The organism is Nocardioides sp. CCNWLW239 (assembly GCF_037137035.1).
Lineage (GTDB): Bacteria > Actinomycetota > Actinomycetes > Propionibacteriales > Nocardioidaceae > Nocardioides.
On sequence record NZ_JBBBNW010000003.1, the window covers coordinates 916054 to 931475 of the forward strand.

Below are 15422 nucleotides of genomic sequence, written 5' to 3' on the forward strand. Positions count from 1 at the left end.
TCACCCGATGCGGGTGAGCGAGACAGCTGCGAGGCGTCCTAGCGTCCGAAGTGCCCTGCCGCCCGGCAGGCTCGTGATACTTCGGAGGCATCATGGAACGCGGCCCGGTCGAGATCCTCTTCCTGTCCATGTCAGATGAGGTCGGTCTCGGCGACCTCGCGGCGGTGCTGCGCCCACCCGTCGAGAGCGGAGTCATCCGGATCATCGACTGCGTGCTGTTGTCCAGAGACGCCGACGGCAGTCTCCGCGCCCTCGACATCGAGGAAGCGGAAGGTCTGCCGGCGGAGCTCACCGGGCTCCAGATCGACGCCAACGACCTGCTGAGCGACGCTGATATCGAGTTGTTCGGCGAGTCGCTCGACCCGGGCCAGGGCGGCCTTGCGGTCGTCTACGAGCAGGTCTGGGCGCGCGAAGCCGTCAGCCGCATCCGGAGCATCGGTGCCGAGGTCGAGCTGTTCCTGCGCGTACCGCCCGAGGACGTCGACCTCGCCTTCGCGTCCGCCACCCGTTAGAGAGGAGACACCCATGCTTGCACGACGTATCGGCCGACCTGGTCTCATCGGTGCCGCCGCACGCACGGCGGTGATCGCCGGCACCGCCACCGCCACCTCGAACGCCATCAACCGACGCCAGACGGCCCGCGCCCAACAGCAGGCCGAGGCACAGGCGTACGAACAGCAGCAGTACCAGCAACAGCAGTACGAGCAGCAGCAATACGCTCAGCAGCAGTACCCAGCGGCCCCGCCGCCCGCGCCGGCCCCGCCGCCCGCGCCGGCCCCGCCGCCCGCGCCGGCCCCGGCAGCACCCGCCGCGCCGGCAGAGCCCGCAGAGGACGACCTGATCGCGCAGCTGGCCAAGCTGGGGGAGCTGCACAACCAAGGAATCCTCAGCGACTCGGAGTTCGCTGCCGCGAAGCAGCGACTGCTCGGCTGAGCGGTTGGTCGCAGGGGCCCGGCGGATCGTCCCCGGGACATCCTCGGCCCCAGGAATCGCCCGTAGCGGGTGAGTGCACCGAGGTCGAGGCCATCTAACTTCAGGCCGACATGGAAGCGGTCGATGGAACCGCTCACGACCACAGGAGCACTCATCATGAGCAGCAGCACATCAGGTCGAGGCTACGACTCTCCGGTCAAGACCGCGTTCGCGTTCTCCGGCGCGATCTTCGCCGCCACCCTTCTCACGATGGTAGGCATCTTCCAGGTTCTCGCCGGCATCGCTGCCATCGCCGAGGACAAGGTCTACGTCAGCGGAATCGAGTACGTCTACCAGTTCGACATCACCACCTGGGGCTGGATCCACCTGATCCTGGGTGTGATCGCGTTCGTCGTCGGCATCTGCATGGTGCTCGGGCAGACCTGGGCCCGGGTCGCCGGCATCGTGATCTCGATCATCGGCTCGGTCGCCGCGTTCGCCTTCATGCCCTACTACCCCTTCTGGGCCCTCGCGGTCCTGGCGCTCTACATCTTCGTCATCTGGTCGCTCTCGCAGCTGATCTCGAGCCGTGCCGAGCTCTGAGATGTCCGACGCCGACACCCCGAGCGCCGAGGCGCCTGACCTGGGTGCGAGCACGCCGTCTCGGCACCGGTCCGCCGGTTCCGGAGACGGGCTGCTCGACGGCCTCGCCGACTACTGGGGTCTGGTCCTGGCCTACGGACTGATCAGCGCAGGGCTCGGCGTCATCCTGGCGGTGTGGCCGAAGCAGACGCTCGTCGTCTGTGCGGTCATCGTCGCGATCCAGATCATCATCTCGGGCCTGCTCCGCCTGATCATGGCGATCGCCGGCAGGTCGATGGACGGCGGGCTACGAGCGGTCGTCGGCTTCTCGGGCGCGCTGGCGATCATCGTCGGCCTGCTCTTCCTGCGCGACCCGGTGCAGACCGTGCTCGTGGTCACGATCCTCCTCGGCGTCTGGTGGGTCGTGGGAGGCATCGTGGACGTTCTCGGCGCGATCCTTCGTCAGTCCTCGGGGCGACGGGGATGGGACATCTTCGCCGGCGTGATCACGGTCCTGGCCGGTCTGGTGCTTCTGATCAACCCGAAGGCGTCGTTGGGCGTGCTCGTCGTGGTGTGCTGCGTCTGGCTGATCGTGGTCGGCCTCGCCGCGATCGTGACGGCCTTCCGGCTGCGTGCCGAGTCCAAGAAGTGACGTGACCGATCTCCCTGGGGCCTCTGGCTGACGCCGGGCCGCAGGGAGATCGGTCGCGCGGTCAGATGAGGCTCAGGGAGCGTGCCACCGCCAGCGCCTGACTGCGTCGGGAGGCCCCGAGCTTCGCATACAGGCTGCTGACGTGGGTCTTCACCGTGTTCTCGGAGACGAAGAGCGCTGCGCTGATGTCGGCGTACGTGGACCCGCGGGCCAGCTCACGAAGCACATCGCGCTCGCGTGCGCTCAGGCCCGGGATCGGGCCGGCGGCCTCGTCGACCGTCTCAGACGGTCGGGGAGTCCCCTGGTCGAAGTAGGTCGCCAGGCTGGGCATCCCCTCGAAGCCGGAGGCGATCCGGCCGCCCCAGGGTTGCGAGGTGAGCGACGGGAAGCGTCCCAGCATGGTCTGGACCGGAGTGCCCTGCCGTGTCCAGCCGAAGAACGGGATCGCGTTCTGACGGACCTCGGTCTCGATCGCGGCCTGCTGGAGGTGGTCGAAGGCCGCGTCGACGTCCCCCATCTCATGGAGCAGCTCGGCACGGGCCACGAGCGCGACCGCGCGGACCATGGGCTGGCCCCAGCGCGCCTGCTGGGCGGCCGTCTCGAAGTGGTCGGCGGCGAGGCGCCGGTTTCCGTCGAGGTCCGCGTGCAGTGCCTTGGCCAGGGCCGCCTCGCCGGTCATCCCACGCTCGGTGAGCGCGGACTCGGCGGCCTTCAGGGAACGCCGGTCGGTGGCCAGCGCGGCCAGCTCGGCCTGATTGACCAGCAGAGCGACCTGGAGGTGGTCCGGCAGCGGGAAAGCCCCGGGCAGATCCAGCGGTTCGTCGAGCATCTGGCGCGCCCGCACAACCGAGTGCCCCGACATGGTGATGTGCGCCTCGCGCAGTCTCATCCAGAACCGGCTGCACAGGTCAGCGGGATGGAGCGTCGCCTCCGCGATGCACTCGATCTCGCGCCACGGGTGCCGCGCGGTGCTCGCCAGCGACGATGCCAGGGCCGTACGGGTCCGGGTGAACTCCTGACGAGGGCACCGCGATCGAGCCCGAGCGGCCCGGTCGAGCAGCGCACCGGCCTCGTCCGCGATCTCTCCGCAGGCCGCCTCCCGGCCGAGCATGTATTCGGTCATCGCCAGGTGGCTCGACGCTTCCGCGCCGACCGCCGGCATGCCCCAGCTGCGGGCGAGACCGATGGCCGCGGTGAGGCTCTGCTCCGCCGCCGACAGCTCACCGAGCCAGCCCTGGGTGATGCCGAGCTCGATCAAGAGCTGGGGCAGGATCGAGGACTCGCGGCCGGCGTGGTGGCTGCGGCGAGCCACCTCGGCCGCTGTGTCCGCCGCCGCACGCATCGACTCGAGGCCGAGCCGCGCCCGCATCAGCCCGATGCAGGCGAGCTCCTCCGCCGACATCGCGGCCGGCTCCGCCAGGCACTTGTCGAGCCAGTGCTCGGACTCCGGCACCTCGCCGTCCAGCCAGTGCTCGATCGCGAGGGCGAACCAGGTCCTCGGCGTGGTCTCGACGTGCTCGAGGAGGTTGCGCGCGAACGGGTTGAGGCGTTCACCGTCTCCGCGCATCACCATCCGGACACCGTCCTCGGCGAGAACGACCGTCATCTCCTCGTACGCACCGACCGCCTCGAGCCTGCGCAGCGCGCTCAGCGTCTCGCCCCGGGTCCGGTCGATCCGGACAGCCCGTACGACCGTCGACCGGGCTCGGACCACGTCGACGCCGCCGGCGACCAGCCGACGACGTACGACCTCGGCGAGCAGCGGGTGGATCCGGTAGGCATCCTCGGCCTCGGCGTGAGTGACGAGCGGGACAGCCCGGGTCACCAGCAGCCCGGTGCTCTCCAGATCGGCGAGCGTCTCGCCGGCGCTGGGGTCCTGGGTGAGATGGGCCGCCGTCCTGGCGGTCACAATACTCTCCGCGGAGGTGCACAGGAGCAGGTGTCTCGCCCGGGAGGACAGCGATGCGAACACCTCGCTCGCCACCCGGTCACCGAGGCCGATGGTTCCTTCTTCGAAGGCGGCCTCGTCGGCCCATCCCGGAGGACTCGCATGGACGGACCGGGCAGCGAGGACCACCGCAGCGCACCAGCCGCGCGCCTGACGGGTGATGCCGTCGATGACCTGTCGGGAACGCGTGCGGGAGTGCTCGATGATGAGCGTCTCGGCCTCGGTGTCGCTGAGGTGCAGCACATTGCCTCGCACGATCGAGAAGTTGCCGAGCAGCTCCGGGACCAGCCGGGTGAAGGGCAGGTCCCAGCGACTGATCAGCACCAGGCGCATGGAGTCGGGATCGTCGTTGAGCCGGTCGTTGAGCATCCGGTGGGTGGCGGCGGGCAGCAGGTGCGCGTCGTCGATGACGATCCGCGGGGGCACTCCGTGAGCTGTCTCGTCGAGCAGGCTGGAGAGCTGGTCGGGTCCCAGGTTGTCGTCAGCATCCACCCAGCGCTGGGGCCGTGGCGGGCCGTCGTCGTTCTGCTGTCGCAGCCACCCGGCGACCCCCAGGGTCTTGCCGGCACCGGCCGGCGCGATCAGCAGCGTGATCGCGGCATCGGCGGACCGGTCGAGGTCGGCCCACAGCGAGTGGCGTGGTAGGTAGACCTTCGGCAGTCGCGGCCAAGGCGCTGGCGCCGACGCCTCCTGGGTCCGATCGGGTGCACGTTCTACTGTCGAGTCTGTGTCGGGCGCCGACTTGCTGCGCTGCACAACCCCTCCCCTCAGTCAGGCAGTGATGCCACGGCGATGCTGTGCGCTCGTGTCGGGGGGAGTGTGCTGAGCGCACCAACCGTAGGTGAGCCAGACGAATTCGTCTGACACTCCTGCGAGGATACTCAAGGTAAACGGAGAAAAACCGAGAACGAATCACCTATTTCAGGTGACCAGCATCAGAACATCTTCGGGAAGGACATCAGCACGACCGCCAGGATCACGAATCCGACGCCTCCGATACCGAGCAGCGCCCACTGAGCACGGCGCCGGCGCATCCGCTCGGACAGGGCTGCGAAGAAGAGCACGGCGGCGAAGCCGATGGTCAGAACGGTGTAGTTGTCACCGCGCTGGTTGTTGCGGAGCGCCTGGCGGAACTTACGGTCGGCGGTCGCGTCGGCCGCGCGCGCGTCGAGGGACTCCGGGATGACGTACTGCTCCATCTCGAACGGTGTGGCCGGTGCGTCGGGATTCTTCAGCGGCCGGGATTCGAGCCAGGTCGGGAACACCGTGGCCAGCGGCTCCGGAAAGCGCGACTGGAGGAACTCGGCGAGCTCGGTGTCGTCGGCCTGGTACGCCTGGAGCCACTGGGTGAACAGGGACACCTGGACCGACAGCTTGCGGTTGGCCGTGGCTTCCATCCGTGCGGCCTCGATCCGGTTCGTCGAGGCCTGCGAGAAGGAGATCGACATCGCGCCGCTCCACTTGCTGGCCTGGAAGCCGGTCCAGGCCGTCAGGATCGCTGTCACGGACAGCAGCAGAATCGCGATCAGCTCGCGCCAGTCCGTGGGGGAGTTCTCAGAGGTCACCGAGCTCGTCACCGGCCGATCATGCGTACGCCCGGGGGTGTCCGTGATCGCCGGAAAGGGGTGAATCGAGCGGCTAGAGCGCCATCTGGTCGGGAGGCCAGTCGCCCTCGTGCGGGTCCCGGCGGGTTCGACCGGCGGAGACAGGTTCGGCACCCATGGTCTCGTCATCGTCCTGCGCAACCCACGCGACGGCGTCGTCATAGGCCTCACGGGTCGCCTCCCAGATCACGGCGCTGCCCTGGTAGACGGAGCCTGCCGCCCCGAGCGTGCCGCCGATCTGCAGCTGGCGCACGAGCCGCTCGTTGTCGGTGACGATCACCAGCTTGTTCCCGCGTTCTCCGAGTGCGGTGGCGTACGTCGCCAGCACCTCGAGCAGCGTGGCACCGGCCTCGTCGGCGCCACGGAGCCGCAGGATCACCACCGACCGTCGCGATGCGCCGGTGACGTCCGGCATCTGCGAGCTCAGCGCGGAGGCGGTGGCGAAGAAGATCGGCCCGTACGGCTGGAGCACCACCACCTCGCGCTCGCCGAGACGTCCTGGCGGGTTGGTCTCGATGACCCGATGATCGTCGCCGAACACGATCCGGCGGGTCACCAGCCGGGAGGACTGGCCGATCACGAACAGCAGCACCGACAGCCCGACACCGACCAGCACGGCGTACTGCAACGGCATCAGCAGCGTGAGCACGAAGGTCGTCAGCATCACCGTCAACGGCACCGGCCCGGTCCGGGCGACCGCGAGCAGCTTGGCCGGCTTGATCGTCCCCACGCCGACCACGATCAGCAGTCCGGCGAGCGCGGGCATCGCGACGAGCTCGACCACGCTTCCCAGGAGCACGATGACGACAGCCATCACCCCGGCCGCGACCAGGAGCGCGAACCTGTTCTGCGCGCCGGCGCTGACGACCAGCGAGGTCGCCGACATCGATCCGCCGACGGGTACGCCGCGGAACAGGCCCGAGGCGATGTTCCCGGCACCCTGGCCGATGAAGTCGCGCGAGGGGCGCGCGGGGCCGTCCGGGTTCGGGAACCCCGCCGACACCCCGGCGCCCTGGACCAGCCCGACGAAGGCGAGCGAGGCAGCCGGCAGGAGGAGGTCGAAGGTGGCCGACAGGTCGGGGAACACGGGGAGCGGCAGCGAGTTCGGTACGTCGGCGACATCGGCGACCAGCGCCACGGTGTCGTTGCCCATGGCGTTGAGCAGGGCAGCCAGCGCTGACCCGATGGCGACAGCCGCCACCAGTCCGGTCGCGCCCAGGCGGGTGCGCTGGAGGAGGAGGATTCCGGCGACGGTGGTCAGTCCGACCACCAGCGACGCGAGATCGACGCCCCGAAGGTGCACGAGCAGGTCCAGGGCCGCGGCGACGCGGTTGCTTCCCTGGGAGTCGTAGCCGGTGAAGTTGTCGAGCTGGCCGAGCACGATGCTGATCCCGACCGCCGAGATGAACCCTGTCATCACCGACTTGGACACGAACCGCAGCAGCCGCCCCAGCCTCAGCACCCCCGCGACGATCATCACCACACCGGTGAGGATCGAGAGGGTCGCGAGGGCACGCACCGGGTTCTCGTAGGCGTCGAGGTCGACGTCGGCGACGATGATCGCCATCGCCCCTGTGCCCTGGATCGCCATCGCGGCGCTCCCCGTGAACAGTGCACCGCCGGCGAGCCCGAAGAGATAGCCGTAGAGCCCGGCCACCGGGTTCACCCCCGCGAGGAGCCCGCTGGCCAGCCCGTCGGGGACCGACTCGATGCCCAGCACGACACCCGCTGCCGCGTCCCGCCGAGCCGTACGCCGGTCGAACAGTTGACGAGGCAGCGTGATCCGCTCACGAAGCCAGGTCAGCATCAGCCGCTGGGTCGACGGTCGGAGGCGTACGTGGGGCTGCTCACCCGACCATCGCAGCGCCGATCCCAGGCGGTTGCCTCACCTGAGTCGGGTGAGGTCGGCGCGTGGCACCGGCGCCCCGGCTTCACGTGTCCGCATCCCCGGGCCGTGAGCAGGTCCAGTTCACCTGCTCCGGGTGACGACCCCGGACCCACCGCCCATCGATGCTGAAGTGCCGAAGAATCGGCAGATCGGCAGGATCGGAACGAGGAGCCGCATGTCTCACACAGAAGGCGCGTCGGAATCGCCGTCGTCAGACATCCCGGAAAGCAACGCGGCGCCGCCGCGGCGGTCCTCCGTCGGCCGCTCGGTGGCGGCAGTCGTCTGCCTGGTGCTGGCCGCGTTGCTGGTGACGCCGGCCGCGGTCGCCTACTGGGGTCAGCGCACACTCAACGACGAGGTGCGCTACATCGAGACCGTGGGACCGCTGGTGGAATCACCCGAGGTCCAGGACGCCATCGCGACCAAGGTCACCGAAGCGATCCAGCAGCAGGTCGACGTCGAGGCGTTGCTCACCACGGCCTTCGCCGAGCTCGAGACCGAGGCCCCGCGCGTGGAGCTTCTGATCGGCCCGATGTCGGGTGCCGTCAACGGTCTCATCGAGCGGGAGGTGCGCAGGTTCATCGCCTCCGACGAGTTCGCAGACCTCTGGATCAGGATCAACTCCCGCGCCCAGCAAGCGCTGCACCGGATCCTGACCGGCGACAACTCCGGTGCGGTCTCGCTCCAGGGTGACCAGGTCGTGCTCGACCTGGATGACGTCATCACGCTGGTGAAGGAGCGGCTGGTCGAGCGCGGGCTCACTGTCGTCGAGAAGGTGCCGATCCCGGAGACCGAACGGCAGATCGTGCTGATGGACGCGCCGCAGCTGCGGCAGGCCCGCACGATCTACGCGTTCAGCAACCCGGTGGCCAAGTGGATGCTGCCCGTCGTGGGTGTGCTCTTCCTGGGAGCCGTACTGCTGGCTCGCCGCCGCGCGCGGATGACCGTGTGGGTCGGGGCAGTCATCGCCGCGAACGCTCTCCTGCTGGGCTGGACGCTGTCGGTAGGGCAGCAGCTGTTCGTCAATCAACTCGCAGGCACCACCTTCGGGCCGGCGAGCAAGGTGTTCTACCAGACTCTGCTCGCCTATCTGGAGCGTGCTCAGGACGCCGTGCTGCTGCTCGGCCTCATCATCGTCGTTGCGGGCCTGTTCGCCGGCGCGAACCGGTATGGCTCCGCCGTACGCAACGCGGTCTCGAGCACGCTGGTCAACGCCGGAACCAACATCCCGACGAGTCAGGTGAGCGCCGTCGGACGCTGGATCGAAGCCAACGCCGGCTGGCTGAGGGTCGCCGTGGTGGCGCTTGGTGTCGTGGTGCTGGTCTGGGGCAACCAGGTCACCACCGGCCGCGTCTGGTGGTCGCTGGCGTTGGTCCTCGTCCTGCTTGCCTGCCTCCAGGTCCTGATCGGCGCCGGCCGAGCAGACAAGCAGGCCCACTCCGAGCCTCACCCGGCCGTGGAGTAGACCGATGCTCGGCGCCCTCCCACGGGTGGGGCGCCGAGCGGAGTTCACGGTTGGGACTGCCGGTGCGGGACGGGGCGCTGCTCGGGCGCGTCCAGGTTCAGATAGCGCGGATCGACGCGATCGGTGAGCCACACGCCGTTCTCGGTGCGCCAGAATGTCTGGCCAGTGCTCGTCATCGCGGCTGAGTCGACGCCGAAAAGGACGTACGCACCTCGGCGGGCGCCGACGCGAGCAGCGGTGTCGCGGTCGGGGGAGAGATGGACGTGGTGTCTGCCTCCCTTGTTCAGGCCCGTGGCCAGGATCGAGCTGACGTTGCGATGCGCGGTCCCGTGGAACAGCACCGGTGGTGGCACTGTTGGCTCGAGAGCGAGATCGACCTCCACAGAGTGTCCTTGGCGGGCGCGGATCCGGTCGGTGGTCTCGTCGACCTCGTAGCGCTTCTTGTCGTTGTTCGCGACAACTCTTCGCAGGTCAGCACGTGTGCAGCTGATCCCGTGCTCGTCGAGCGCGGCGAGCAGCGTATGGATCGGGACCCAACCGTTGGCGTCGAGGTCGATGCCGATCGAGTCCGGGCGGTGCCTGAGCACGAGCGCGAGGCGTTTGGAGAGCTTGACATCATTCATGGTCATTTCTGGGCGTCAGCGTGACAGCCGGCGGCTCTTGACCGCATCAGGTTTTTCGGGCTGACCCGAAAAGTCCGGTTCATCTGCCGGGTTGACGCGGTACTGTCCGGCCCCGTGACGGGCGAGGCGATGATGACGGTGACGCTCTGCAGACCGACGGAGCTTGAAGAACTGGCAATGTCCGAGGTCACGGCTGAGGCGAAGGCATGAAACCCGAAGAGAGCCGATCGCGAGACGAGCTCGTGGCGGCAGTCGATGCGGGGGCGCGACCGAAGTATGTGCATTTCTGGGGACACACGCCGCGTCGCCCTGGAAAGCTGGACAAGTCGTGCTTCAGCCAGTGGTTCCCTGCACCGTTCGACGCCGATGGTGAGCGCTTCGCTACGGCCGAGCACTACATGATGTGGAGCAAGGCTGTCCTTTTCGGCGACCACAAGGTGGCCGCAGAAATTCTCGCTGCCCCGACGCCGGGCGCTGCGAAGGCGCTGGGTCGCATGGTGGCCGGATTCAGCGAGACGGCCTGGGTGTCCCGTCGCTCTGCGATCGTCATCAGCGCGTCGATCGCCAAGTTCGGATCGAACCCGATGCTGAGAGATTTCCTTCTCGCCACTGGAGACCGGGTGCTGGTCGAAGCGTCGCCTCACGATCCGATCTGGGGCATAGGGATGGCGGAATCCAACCCCGCAGCAGCTACTCCGTCCGAATGGCGCGGACTGAATCTGCTCGGCTTTGCCCTGATTGAGGCACGCACACAGCTGGCATAGCTCGTCGCCGTCAGGCACGTTGTCGGGCAACGTCACCGCGACCCCCTCAGCGACCATCGATGGCGGCTCGGTGGCCACGGCCTACACCACCGGCTCCGGCACCGGCCAGCCAAGGGCTGCATCACGGCCGCTGTCGCCGCCGCCTCGACGGTTGCACCGACCACCGCGGAGACCTTCGCCGCGGCGGACATCTACAATGTGCAGAACGCCCTGGCGCCGCGCTTCCAGGACAAGGCGAGCTGGCAGGCCCACCTGTCCATGGCCAACACCATGGGCAGCTCGAGACCGCCGGCCGTGCGCTGAAGTTCCCCGAGCTCGCCAACGACCAGTCGCTCCGCCGGCCGTTCAGCGAGAACAGCCACATGGGCGGAGTCATCAACCCCGCCGCGACCGAGACGAACTACAGCCTGGCCTACGGCGACTTCTCCAAGTTCGTCATCGTCGACCGGATCGGCACCCAGCTCGAGCTGGTCCCGAACCTCTTGGCGCCAACGGGCGACCGACCGGCCAGCGCGGTGCCTTCCTGTGGTTCCGCACCGGTCCGACCTGGTCGTGCCCGATGCGGTCAAGGTACTCAGCATCCCGACCACGGCATGGCCCGCAGAGTGGAGCCGCCCGCCCCTTCTCGGGAGCGGGCGGCTCCCGTGTTTTGGGTAGTGAGGCTCTGGCTTCAGCACGCATTGGTGCCCACGGGCGGCAAGCATGCACTGCCATGGACATCGATACGCTGCAGCGCTTGGCCCGCCTGCTTAAGTACTCCGGTTACACGCCACCCCGCGACGTCCTTTGGGCAGTCGCAAGCCTTCTCGACGTAGAGAACGCCGAGGTCGACCCGGCACTGCTGAGTTGGAAGGTCGAGAAGGACGGCACTACAACGTGGCACGTCTTCGGACTCACCCCAGATCTCATCATGACCGTGACGGCGGACGCAGACCGAGTGCCCTGGAGTTACGACTCCGAGGCGCGAAACGGCGGACACGCTCCGGCCAACTCGATGACCGCCGCTGTGCGTCGACGGGCAAGCGTGTCCCGCATCGATGTTGATGGCCTCGAAGGCATCAACAACTGGCCAGACCGAGCACCTACAGAGTGGCGCACCGCGTGGCGCATCCACTTCGACGACGGCGGAGACTTCCAATTGCCTGTGGCTGAGCAGTGGGCATTGAAGACCGACGAAGCGGCGCGCTCGCTTCTGGCGGACCTCCGCGGCAGATAGACCCCGGGGCGGGGGGCGACACATGCGCGTAATGCCTAGCCACCCCAGCCGCATCTGGTTTCTCTCTCCGGCACTTTTTCGCAAATGCCCCCCCGGGGGCGGCTCGTTTCGTTGCTCTGTCAGCGCCCGAGCGCGTGATTGTCCCTCGGTCGTGCCGCCGCTTCCTCCCGCTCTCGCTCGGCGAGCTCACGGCCGGTGTCCAGGCCCCGGTAGAACTCGGCGTCCTCGCTATCCGCGATCGCGTGGGTCGTGGTGATCGCGAACCGGCCGAGCTCGAGGAACTTGCTCGGCTTCCACGTGAGCAGCGCGTGGTCGTTTAACTCGATGAAGAGGTGACCGTTCTGGAACGCCGCGGTGAACTCGAACCGGCGACGCCTGGGCGGCTTGGGCTTCGGCGCGGGCTTGATGGTGATGGACACAGCGCACTCGTCGCACGCGTACTTGGTGCTGTCGTCCTCGGTGATGCACGGGTGCCACGCCTCGGTGCTCTTGCACGCGAAGCAGTGGTCGCCGATGAGCTCGGCTCCGGTGGGGGTGCCGGTGTTGTTGTCGGACTCTGCCGGCGTAATGGTCTTGGTCATGACTCTCGCCTCTCTGGGTTATTGCTGGTCGGGCTGCATGGCGTTGTTGTCGCCGTAGAAGACCGCGCTGGTCCTCATGATGAATCCGCCCTGACTGGCACCGCAGGAGCAGCACCAGCGGAAGCTTCGGAAGAACCGCCCGTACGGCTCGGTATGGAATACGTGAGGATTCACCGGGTCGTTGCGTTCGGGGGAGTCGCTCACTTCGTCCCTTCCTGGATAGGAGGGCCGAAGGGTGATAGCACTCAGGTAGCACTACGAGCGGGAAATGACTTCAGCCCCTGTCCTGTTTTCCCAGGTCAGGGGCTGAATCTCTTGTGGTGGACGATACTGGGTTTGAACCAGTGACCTCTTCCGTGTCAAGGAAGCGCGCTACCGCTGCGCCAATCGTCCGTGGTTATTCAGTTTGTGTCCTGCAGTTTACATCAGGGTGGTGCTTCGAGGTGGGTACGGGATTTGAACCCGTGTACACGGATTTGCAGTCCGTTGCCTCGCCTCTCGGCCAACCCACCCTGGAGGCAATGCCTCCGGTGGAGACCTACTCCGAGCGGACGACGAGGCTCGAACTCGCGACCTCAACCTTGGCAAGGTTGCGCTCTACCAACTGAGCTACGTCCGCTTGCTGCTTCGGGCCCGGTTTCCCGTGCCCTTGGCGACGAGAAGAACATTAACGGAGCCACGTGCCGGCGACAAATCGGGGGTCACCTCCGTGTCATTCGCAGGTCGTCTCGAGGGCCGCTCCGGCGCGCATTCCGGCCTCTGAGCAGGGACGACTTAAAGTGGAGGCATGCGCGCGTGGATCGATGGTCATCTTCTCGACAACCCGGCCGCCCCGGCGGTCCCCGTCCACGACCATGGGTTGGTGGTCGGTGACGGCGTCTTCGAGACGCTCAAGGTGGTCGAGGACAGACCGTTCGCGTTCGCGCTTCATCTCGACCGCCTCGAGCGCTCGGCAGCGGGTCTGGGGCTGCCTACGCCCGACCGCACGCTCATCACCAAGGGCGTCGAGGCCGTGCTCGGCGCGGGCGCGACGGCGTACGGCCGTCTGCGGATCACCGTCACGGGCGGGCCGGCGCCGTTCGGCTCCGGGCGCGCGGAGGTGCCGCCGACGATCGTCATCGGCCTCGAGGACGCGGCGCCGTTGCCGTCCGAGACGAAGATCGTGAGCGTGCCGTGGCGACGCAACGAGCACGGGGCGACAACGGGTCTGAAGACGACGTCGTACGCGGAGAACGTGATCGCGCTCGCCGAGGCCCACAAGCACGGCGCCAGCGAGGCGATCTTCGCCAACACCGTGGGCGACCTGTGCGAGGGCACGGGGAGCAACATCTTCTATGTGCTCGACGGCGTGCTCAAGACGCCGAAGCTCTCCAGCGGACCGTTGGCCGGGATCACCCGCGCCCTGGTGCTGGAGTGGTTCGGCGCCGAGGAGACCGACGAGCCGCTGGCCGAGGTCGAGGAGTACGCCACGGAGGTCTTCCTCACCTCCAGCCTGCGCGACGTGCAGGCCGTCACCGAGTGGGGCACGCGCACCCTCCCGCACGGCCCGGTGACCCAGGCGGCGCAGGAGGCGTGGCGTACGAACGAGCCGAGCCTGCTCGGCCTCTGAGATCAGCCGGTGAACAGCTGCGCCGCACGGCGCAGCGTCTCGATGATCCCGTAGGCCAGGGGGATCCCGACCAGGGCCCATGCTCCTGCGATCTTGAGCTTCATGCCGCGCTCCTCTCGCTCTCGGTGAGGTCTGCCGACGCCGGCTCGTGGAACCGCTCCGGGACCTGGCGGACCAGCAGGTTGGCGATGAAGCCCACCGCCAGTACGCCCACCATGGTCAGCAGAGCGGGGCGGTAGGCGGCCGCGGTCAGGGTGCCCGGCTCACCCTGCGCGTCGAGGAACGCGTTGATGATGAGCGGGCCGGCGATGCCGGCAGCCGACCACGCGGTCAGCAGGCGGCCGTGGATGGCGCCGACCTGGAACGTACCGAACAGGTCACGCAGATAGGCGGGTACGGTCGCGAAGCCGCCGCCGTAGAAGGACAGGATCACCACGGCGAGCAGTACGAACAGCGCCATCGAGGTGTCTCCCACGGTGGCCAGCAGGAGGTAGAGGACGAGTCCGACTCCGAGGTACATCATGTAGATCGGCTTCCTGCCGATCACGTCGGAGGTCGAGGACCAGATGAACCGGCCGCTCATGTTGGCGATGGAGAGCAGTCCGACGAACCCGCCGGCCGCGGCGGCGCTGACCGAGGAGACTCCGTCGACGCGGAAGAAGTCCTGGATCATCGGGGCGGCCTGCTCGAGGATCCCGATGCCGGCGGTGACGTTGCAGAAGAGCACGATCCACACCAGCCAGAACGCTCGGGTCCTGATCGCGCTGTTCGCGGAGACGCTTGCCGTGGTGACGAGCTTCTTCTCCTTGACGCTGGCCGGGTCCCAGCCGTCGGGAGTCCAGCCCGGGGGTGGCACTCGGACGGTGGCCGCGCCGAAGGACATGAAGATCAGGTAGACGACCCCGAGGGTGAGGAAGAGCATCATCACCGCGTGGCCGTCGGGGACGGTGGTGCCGTCTCCGGTGTAGGACGGGTCGTAGAGCGTCAGCAGCCGACCACTGAGCGGGCTGGCGATCATCGCGCCACCGCCGAAGCCCATGATCGCCATGCCGGTCGCCAGGCCCGGCCGGTCCGGGAACCACTTGATCAGCGTGGAGACGGGCGAGATGTAGCCGATCCCCAGCCCGATGCCGCCGACGACGCCGTACCCGAGGTAGAGCAGCCACAGCTGGCCGGTGCCGATGCCGAGGGCGCCGATGAAGAATCCCGAGGCCCAGAAGATCGCGGCCGCGGTCATCGCCGCCCGGGGACCGTTGCGGTCGACCCAGGTGCCCATCAGAGCGGCCGAGAGGCCGAGCATCACGATCGCGATCGAGAAGATCAGGCCGATCGCTGTCTGGCTCGAGTCGAAGTGCTCGACGAGCGCGGTCTTGTAGACGCTGGTGGCGTACACCTGGCCGATGCACAGATGAACGGCGAGAGCGGCGGGTGGGATGAGCCAACGGCTGTAGCCGGGACCGGCCACCGTTCGCTCGCGGGACAGGAAAGCTGGCAGCACAGGAACCTCCGAGGGGGACTGGTGACGCACATCACTATCACAGTTGATGTGGCAACGGCGACCACCGGCTTCCGGCCAGC

15 protein-coding genes and 3 tRNA genes are annotated in these 15422 nt (G+C 67.9%); 8 read left to right on the forward strand and 10 right to left on the reverse strand.

The annotated features are described in order from the left end of the window. Nucleotides 1-92 precede the first annotated feature (92 nt). The 4 genes from WBG06_RS16190 to WBG06_RS16205 all read left to right on the forward strand — a co-directional run bounded on the left by WBG06_RS16190 (nt 93) and on the right by WBG06_RS16205 (nt 2146). Nucleotides 93-512, forward strand: a complete 420-nt coding sequence (locus WBG06_RS16190; protein ID WP_336737896.1) for a DUF6325 family protein — start codon at nt 93-95, stop codon at nt 510-512. 13 nt (nt 513-525) lie between these two features. Then, nucleotides 526-933 (forward strand): SHOCT domain-containing protein, encoded by a 408-nt coding sequence (locus tag WBG06_RS16195; RefSeq protein ID WP_336737897.1) that lies wholly within the window; start codon nt 526-528, stop codon nt 931-933. Between the two features lie 156 nt (nt 934-1089). Further along, on the forward strand, nt 1090-1515 hold the full coding sequence (locus WBG06_RS16200; RefSeq protein ID WP_336737898.1) for a DUF7144 family membrane protein: 426 nt from the start codon (nt 1090-1092) through the stop codon (nt 1513-1515). After that, nucleotides 1502-2146, forward strand: coding sequence for an HdeD family acid-resistance protein (locus WBG06_RS16205; protein ID WP_336737899.1), 645 nt, complete (start codon nt 1502-1504; stop codon nt 2144-2146). The genes WBG06_RS16200 and WBG06_RS16205 overlap by 14 nt, the downstream gene beginning before the upstream one ends. Before the next feature lie 61 nt (nt 2147-2207). Here WBG06_RS16205 and WBG06_RS16210 read toward each other — a convergent pair whose 3' ends face one another. The 3 genes from WBG06_RS16210 to WBG06_RS16220 all read right to left on the reverse strand — a co-directional run bounded on the left by WBG06_RS16210 (nt 2208) and on the right by WBG06_RS16220 (nt 7505). Further along, complete coding sequence (locus WBG06_RS16210) at nt 2208-4850, reverse strand: LuxR C-terminal-related transcriptional regulator (RefSeq protein ID WP_336737900.1); 2643 nt, start codon at nt 4848-4850, stop codon at nt 2208-2210. Between the two features lie 179 nt (nt 4851-5029). Continuing rightward, nucleotides 5030-5671: a hypothetical protein gene (locus WBG06_RS16215; RefSeq protein WP_336737901.1), complete on the reverse strand. Its 642-nt coding sequence runs from the start codon at nt 5669-5671 to the stop codon at nt 5030-5032. A 61-nt stretch (nt 5672-5732) separates the two neighbouring features. Further along, nucleotides 5733-7505, reverse strand: coding sequence for a SulP family inorganic anion transporter (locus WBG06_RS16220; protein WP_336737902.1), 1773 nt, complete (start codon nt 7503-7505; stop codon nt 5733-5735). Nucleotides 7506-7761: 256 nt separating this feature from the next. Here WBG06_RS16220 and WBG06_RS16225 point away from each other — a divergent pair, with 256 nt between their 5' ends. Beyond that, nucleotides 7762-9051: a hypothetical protein gene (locus tag WBG06_RS16225; RefSeq protein WP_336737903.1), complete on the forward strand. Its 1290-nt coding sequence runs from the start codon at nt 7762-7764 to the stop codon at nt 9049-9051. 44 nt (nt 9052-9095) lie between these two features. Here WBG06_RS16225 and WBG06_RS16230 read toward each other — a convergent pair whose 3' ends face one another. Beyond that, nucleotides 9096-9674: an RNA 2'-phosphotransferase gene (locus tag WBG06_RS16230; RefSeq protein ID WP_336737904.1), complete on the reverse strand. Its 579-nt coding sequence runs from the start codon at nt 9672-9674 to the stop codon at nt 9096-9098. 206 nt (nt 9675-9880) lie between these two features. Between WBG06_RS16230 and WBG06_RS16235 the strand changes: the two genes are divergently transcribed. Then, nucleotides 9881-10438 carry an NADAR family protein gene (locus tag WBG06_RS16235; protein ID WP_336737906.1) on the forward strand — a complete coding sequence of 186 codons (558 nt, stop codon included), beginning with the start codon at nt 9881-9883 and terminating at the stop codon, nt 10436-10438. A 712-nt stretch (nt 10439-11150) separates the two neighbouring features. Then, the gene (locus WBG06_RS16240) at nt 11151-11654 is read left to right on the forward strand and encodes a hypothetical protein (RefSeq protein WP_336737907.1); all 504 of its coding nucleotides are present in this window, start codon (nt 11151-11153) and stop codon (nt 11652-11654) included. A 119-nt stretch (nt 11655-11773) separates the two neighbouring features. On the opposite strand, the gene WBG06_RS16245 is transcribed toward WBG06_RS16240, so the two are convergent. From WBG06_RS16245 to WBG06_RS16260, 4 genes are all read right to left on the reverse strand, one after another. Beyond that, a complete protein-coding gene (locus tag WBG06_RS16245; protein ID WP_336737908.1) occupies nt 11774-12235 on the reverse strand; it encodes a hypothetical protein in 462 nt (153 codons plus the stop codon). Nucleotides 12236-12553: 318 nt separating this feature from the next. Then, nucleotides 12554-12628: transfer RNA gene (locus WBG06_RS16250), tRNA-Val, on the reverse strand. 48 nt (nt 12629-12676) lie between these two features. Then, nucleotides 12677-12747: transfer RNA gene (locus WBG06_RS16255), tRNA-Cys, on the reverse strand. Nucleotides 12748-12781: 34 nt separating this feature from the next. Continuing rightward, nucleotides 12782-12854: transfer RNA gene (locus WBG06_RS16260), tRNA-Gly, on the reverse strand. A 168-nt stretch (nt 12855-13022) separates the two neighbouring features. Here WBG06_RS16260 and WBG06_RS16265 point away from each other — a divergent pair. Next, nucleotides 13023-13844, forward strand: coding sequence for an aminotransferase class IV (locus WBG06_RS16265; RefSeq protein WP_336737909.1), 822 nt, complete (start codon nt 13023-13025; stop codon nt 13842-13844). Nucleotides 13845-13846: 2 nt separating this feature from the next. Here WBG06_RS16265 and WBG06_RS26525 read toward each other — a convergent pair whose 3' ends face one another. Continuing rightward, the gene (locus WBG06_RS26525) at nt 13847-13948 is read right to left on the reverse strand and encodes an MFS transporter small subunit (protein WP_442945467.1); all 102 of its coding nucleotides are present in this window, start codon (nt 13946-13948) and stop codon (nt 13847-13849) included. Continuing rightward, entirely contained in the window at nt 13945-15342 is a 1398-nt protein-coding gene (locus tag WBG06_RS16270) for an OFA family MFS transporter (RefSeq protein ID WP_336737910.1), read from the reverse strand. The genes WBG06_RS26525 and WBG06_RS16270 overlap by 4 nt, the downstream gene beginning before the upstream one ends. Nucleotides 15343-15422 lie beyond the last annotated feature (80 nt).

Bases quoted from the DNA above. Each gene is read 5' to 3' on its own strand.
- WBG06_RS16190 (WP_336737896.1), top strand. From the start codon at position 93: ATGGAACGCGGCCCGGTCGAGATCCTCTTCCTGTCCATGTCAGATGAG.
- WBG06_RS16195 (WP_336737897.1), top strand. From the start codon at position 526: ATGCTTGCACGACGTATCGGCCGACCTGGTCTCATCGGTGCCGCCGCA.
- WBG06_RS16200 (WP_336737898.1), top strand. From the start codon at position 1,090: ATGAGCAGCAGCACATCAGGTCGAGGCTACGACTCTCCGGTCAAGACC.
- WBG06_RS16220 (WP_336737902.1), bottom strand. From the start codon at position 7,505: ATGCTGACCTGGCTTCGTGAGCGGATCACGCTGCCTCGTCAACTGTTC.
- WBG06_RS16225 (WP_336737903.1), top strand. From the start codon at position 7,762: ATGTCTCACACAGAAGGCGCGTCGGAATCGCCGTCGTCAGACATCCCG.
- WBG06_RS16230 (WP_336737904.1), bottom strand. From the start codon at position 9,674: ATGAATGATGTCAAGCTCTCCAAACGCCTCGCGCTCGTGCTCAGGCAC.
- WBG06_RS16235 (WP_336737906.1), top strand. From the start codon at position 9,881: ATGAAACCCGAAGAGAGCCGATCGCGAGACGAGCTCGTGGCGGCAGTC.
- WBG06_RS16240 (WP_336737907.1), top strand. From the start codon at position 11,151: ATGGACATCGATACGCTGCAGCGCTTGGCCCGCCTGCTTAAGTACTCC.
- WBG06_RS16245 (WP_336737908.1), bottom strand. From the start codon at position 12,235: ATGACCAAGACCATTACGCCGGCAGAGTCCGACAACAACACCGGCACC.
- WBG06_RS16265 (WP_336737909.1), top strand. From the start codon at position 13,023: ATGCGCGCGTGGATCGATGGTCATCTTCTCGACAACCCGGCCGCCCCG.
- WBG06_RS26525 (WP_442945467.1), bottom strand. From the start codon at position 13,948: ATGAAGCTCAAGATCGCAGGAGCATGGGCCCTGGTCGGGATCCCCCTG.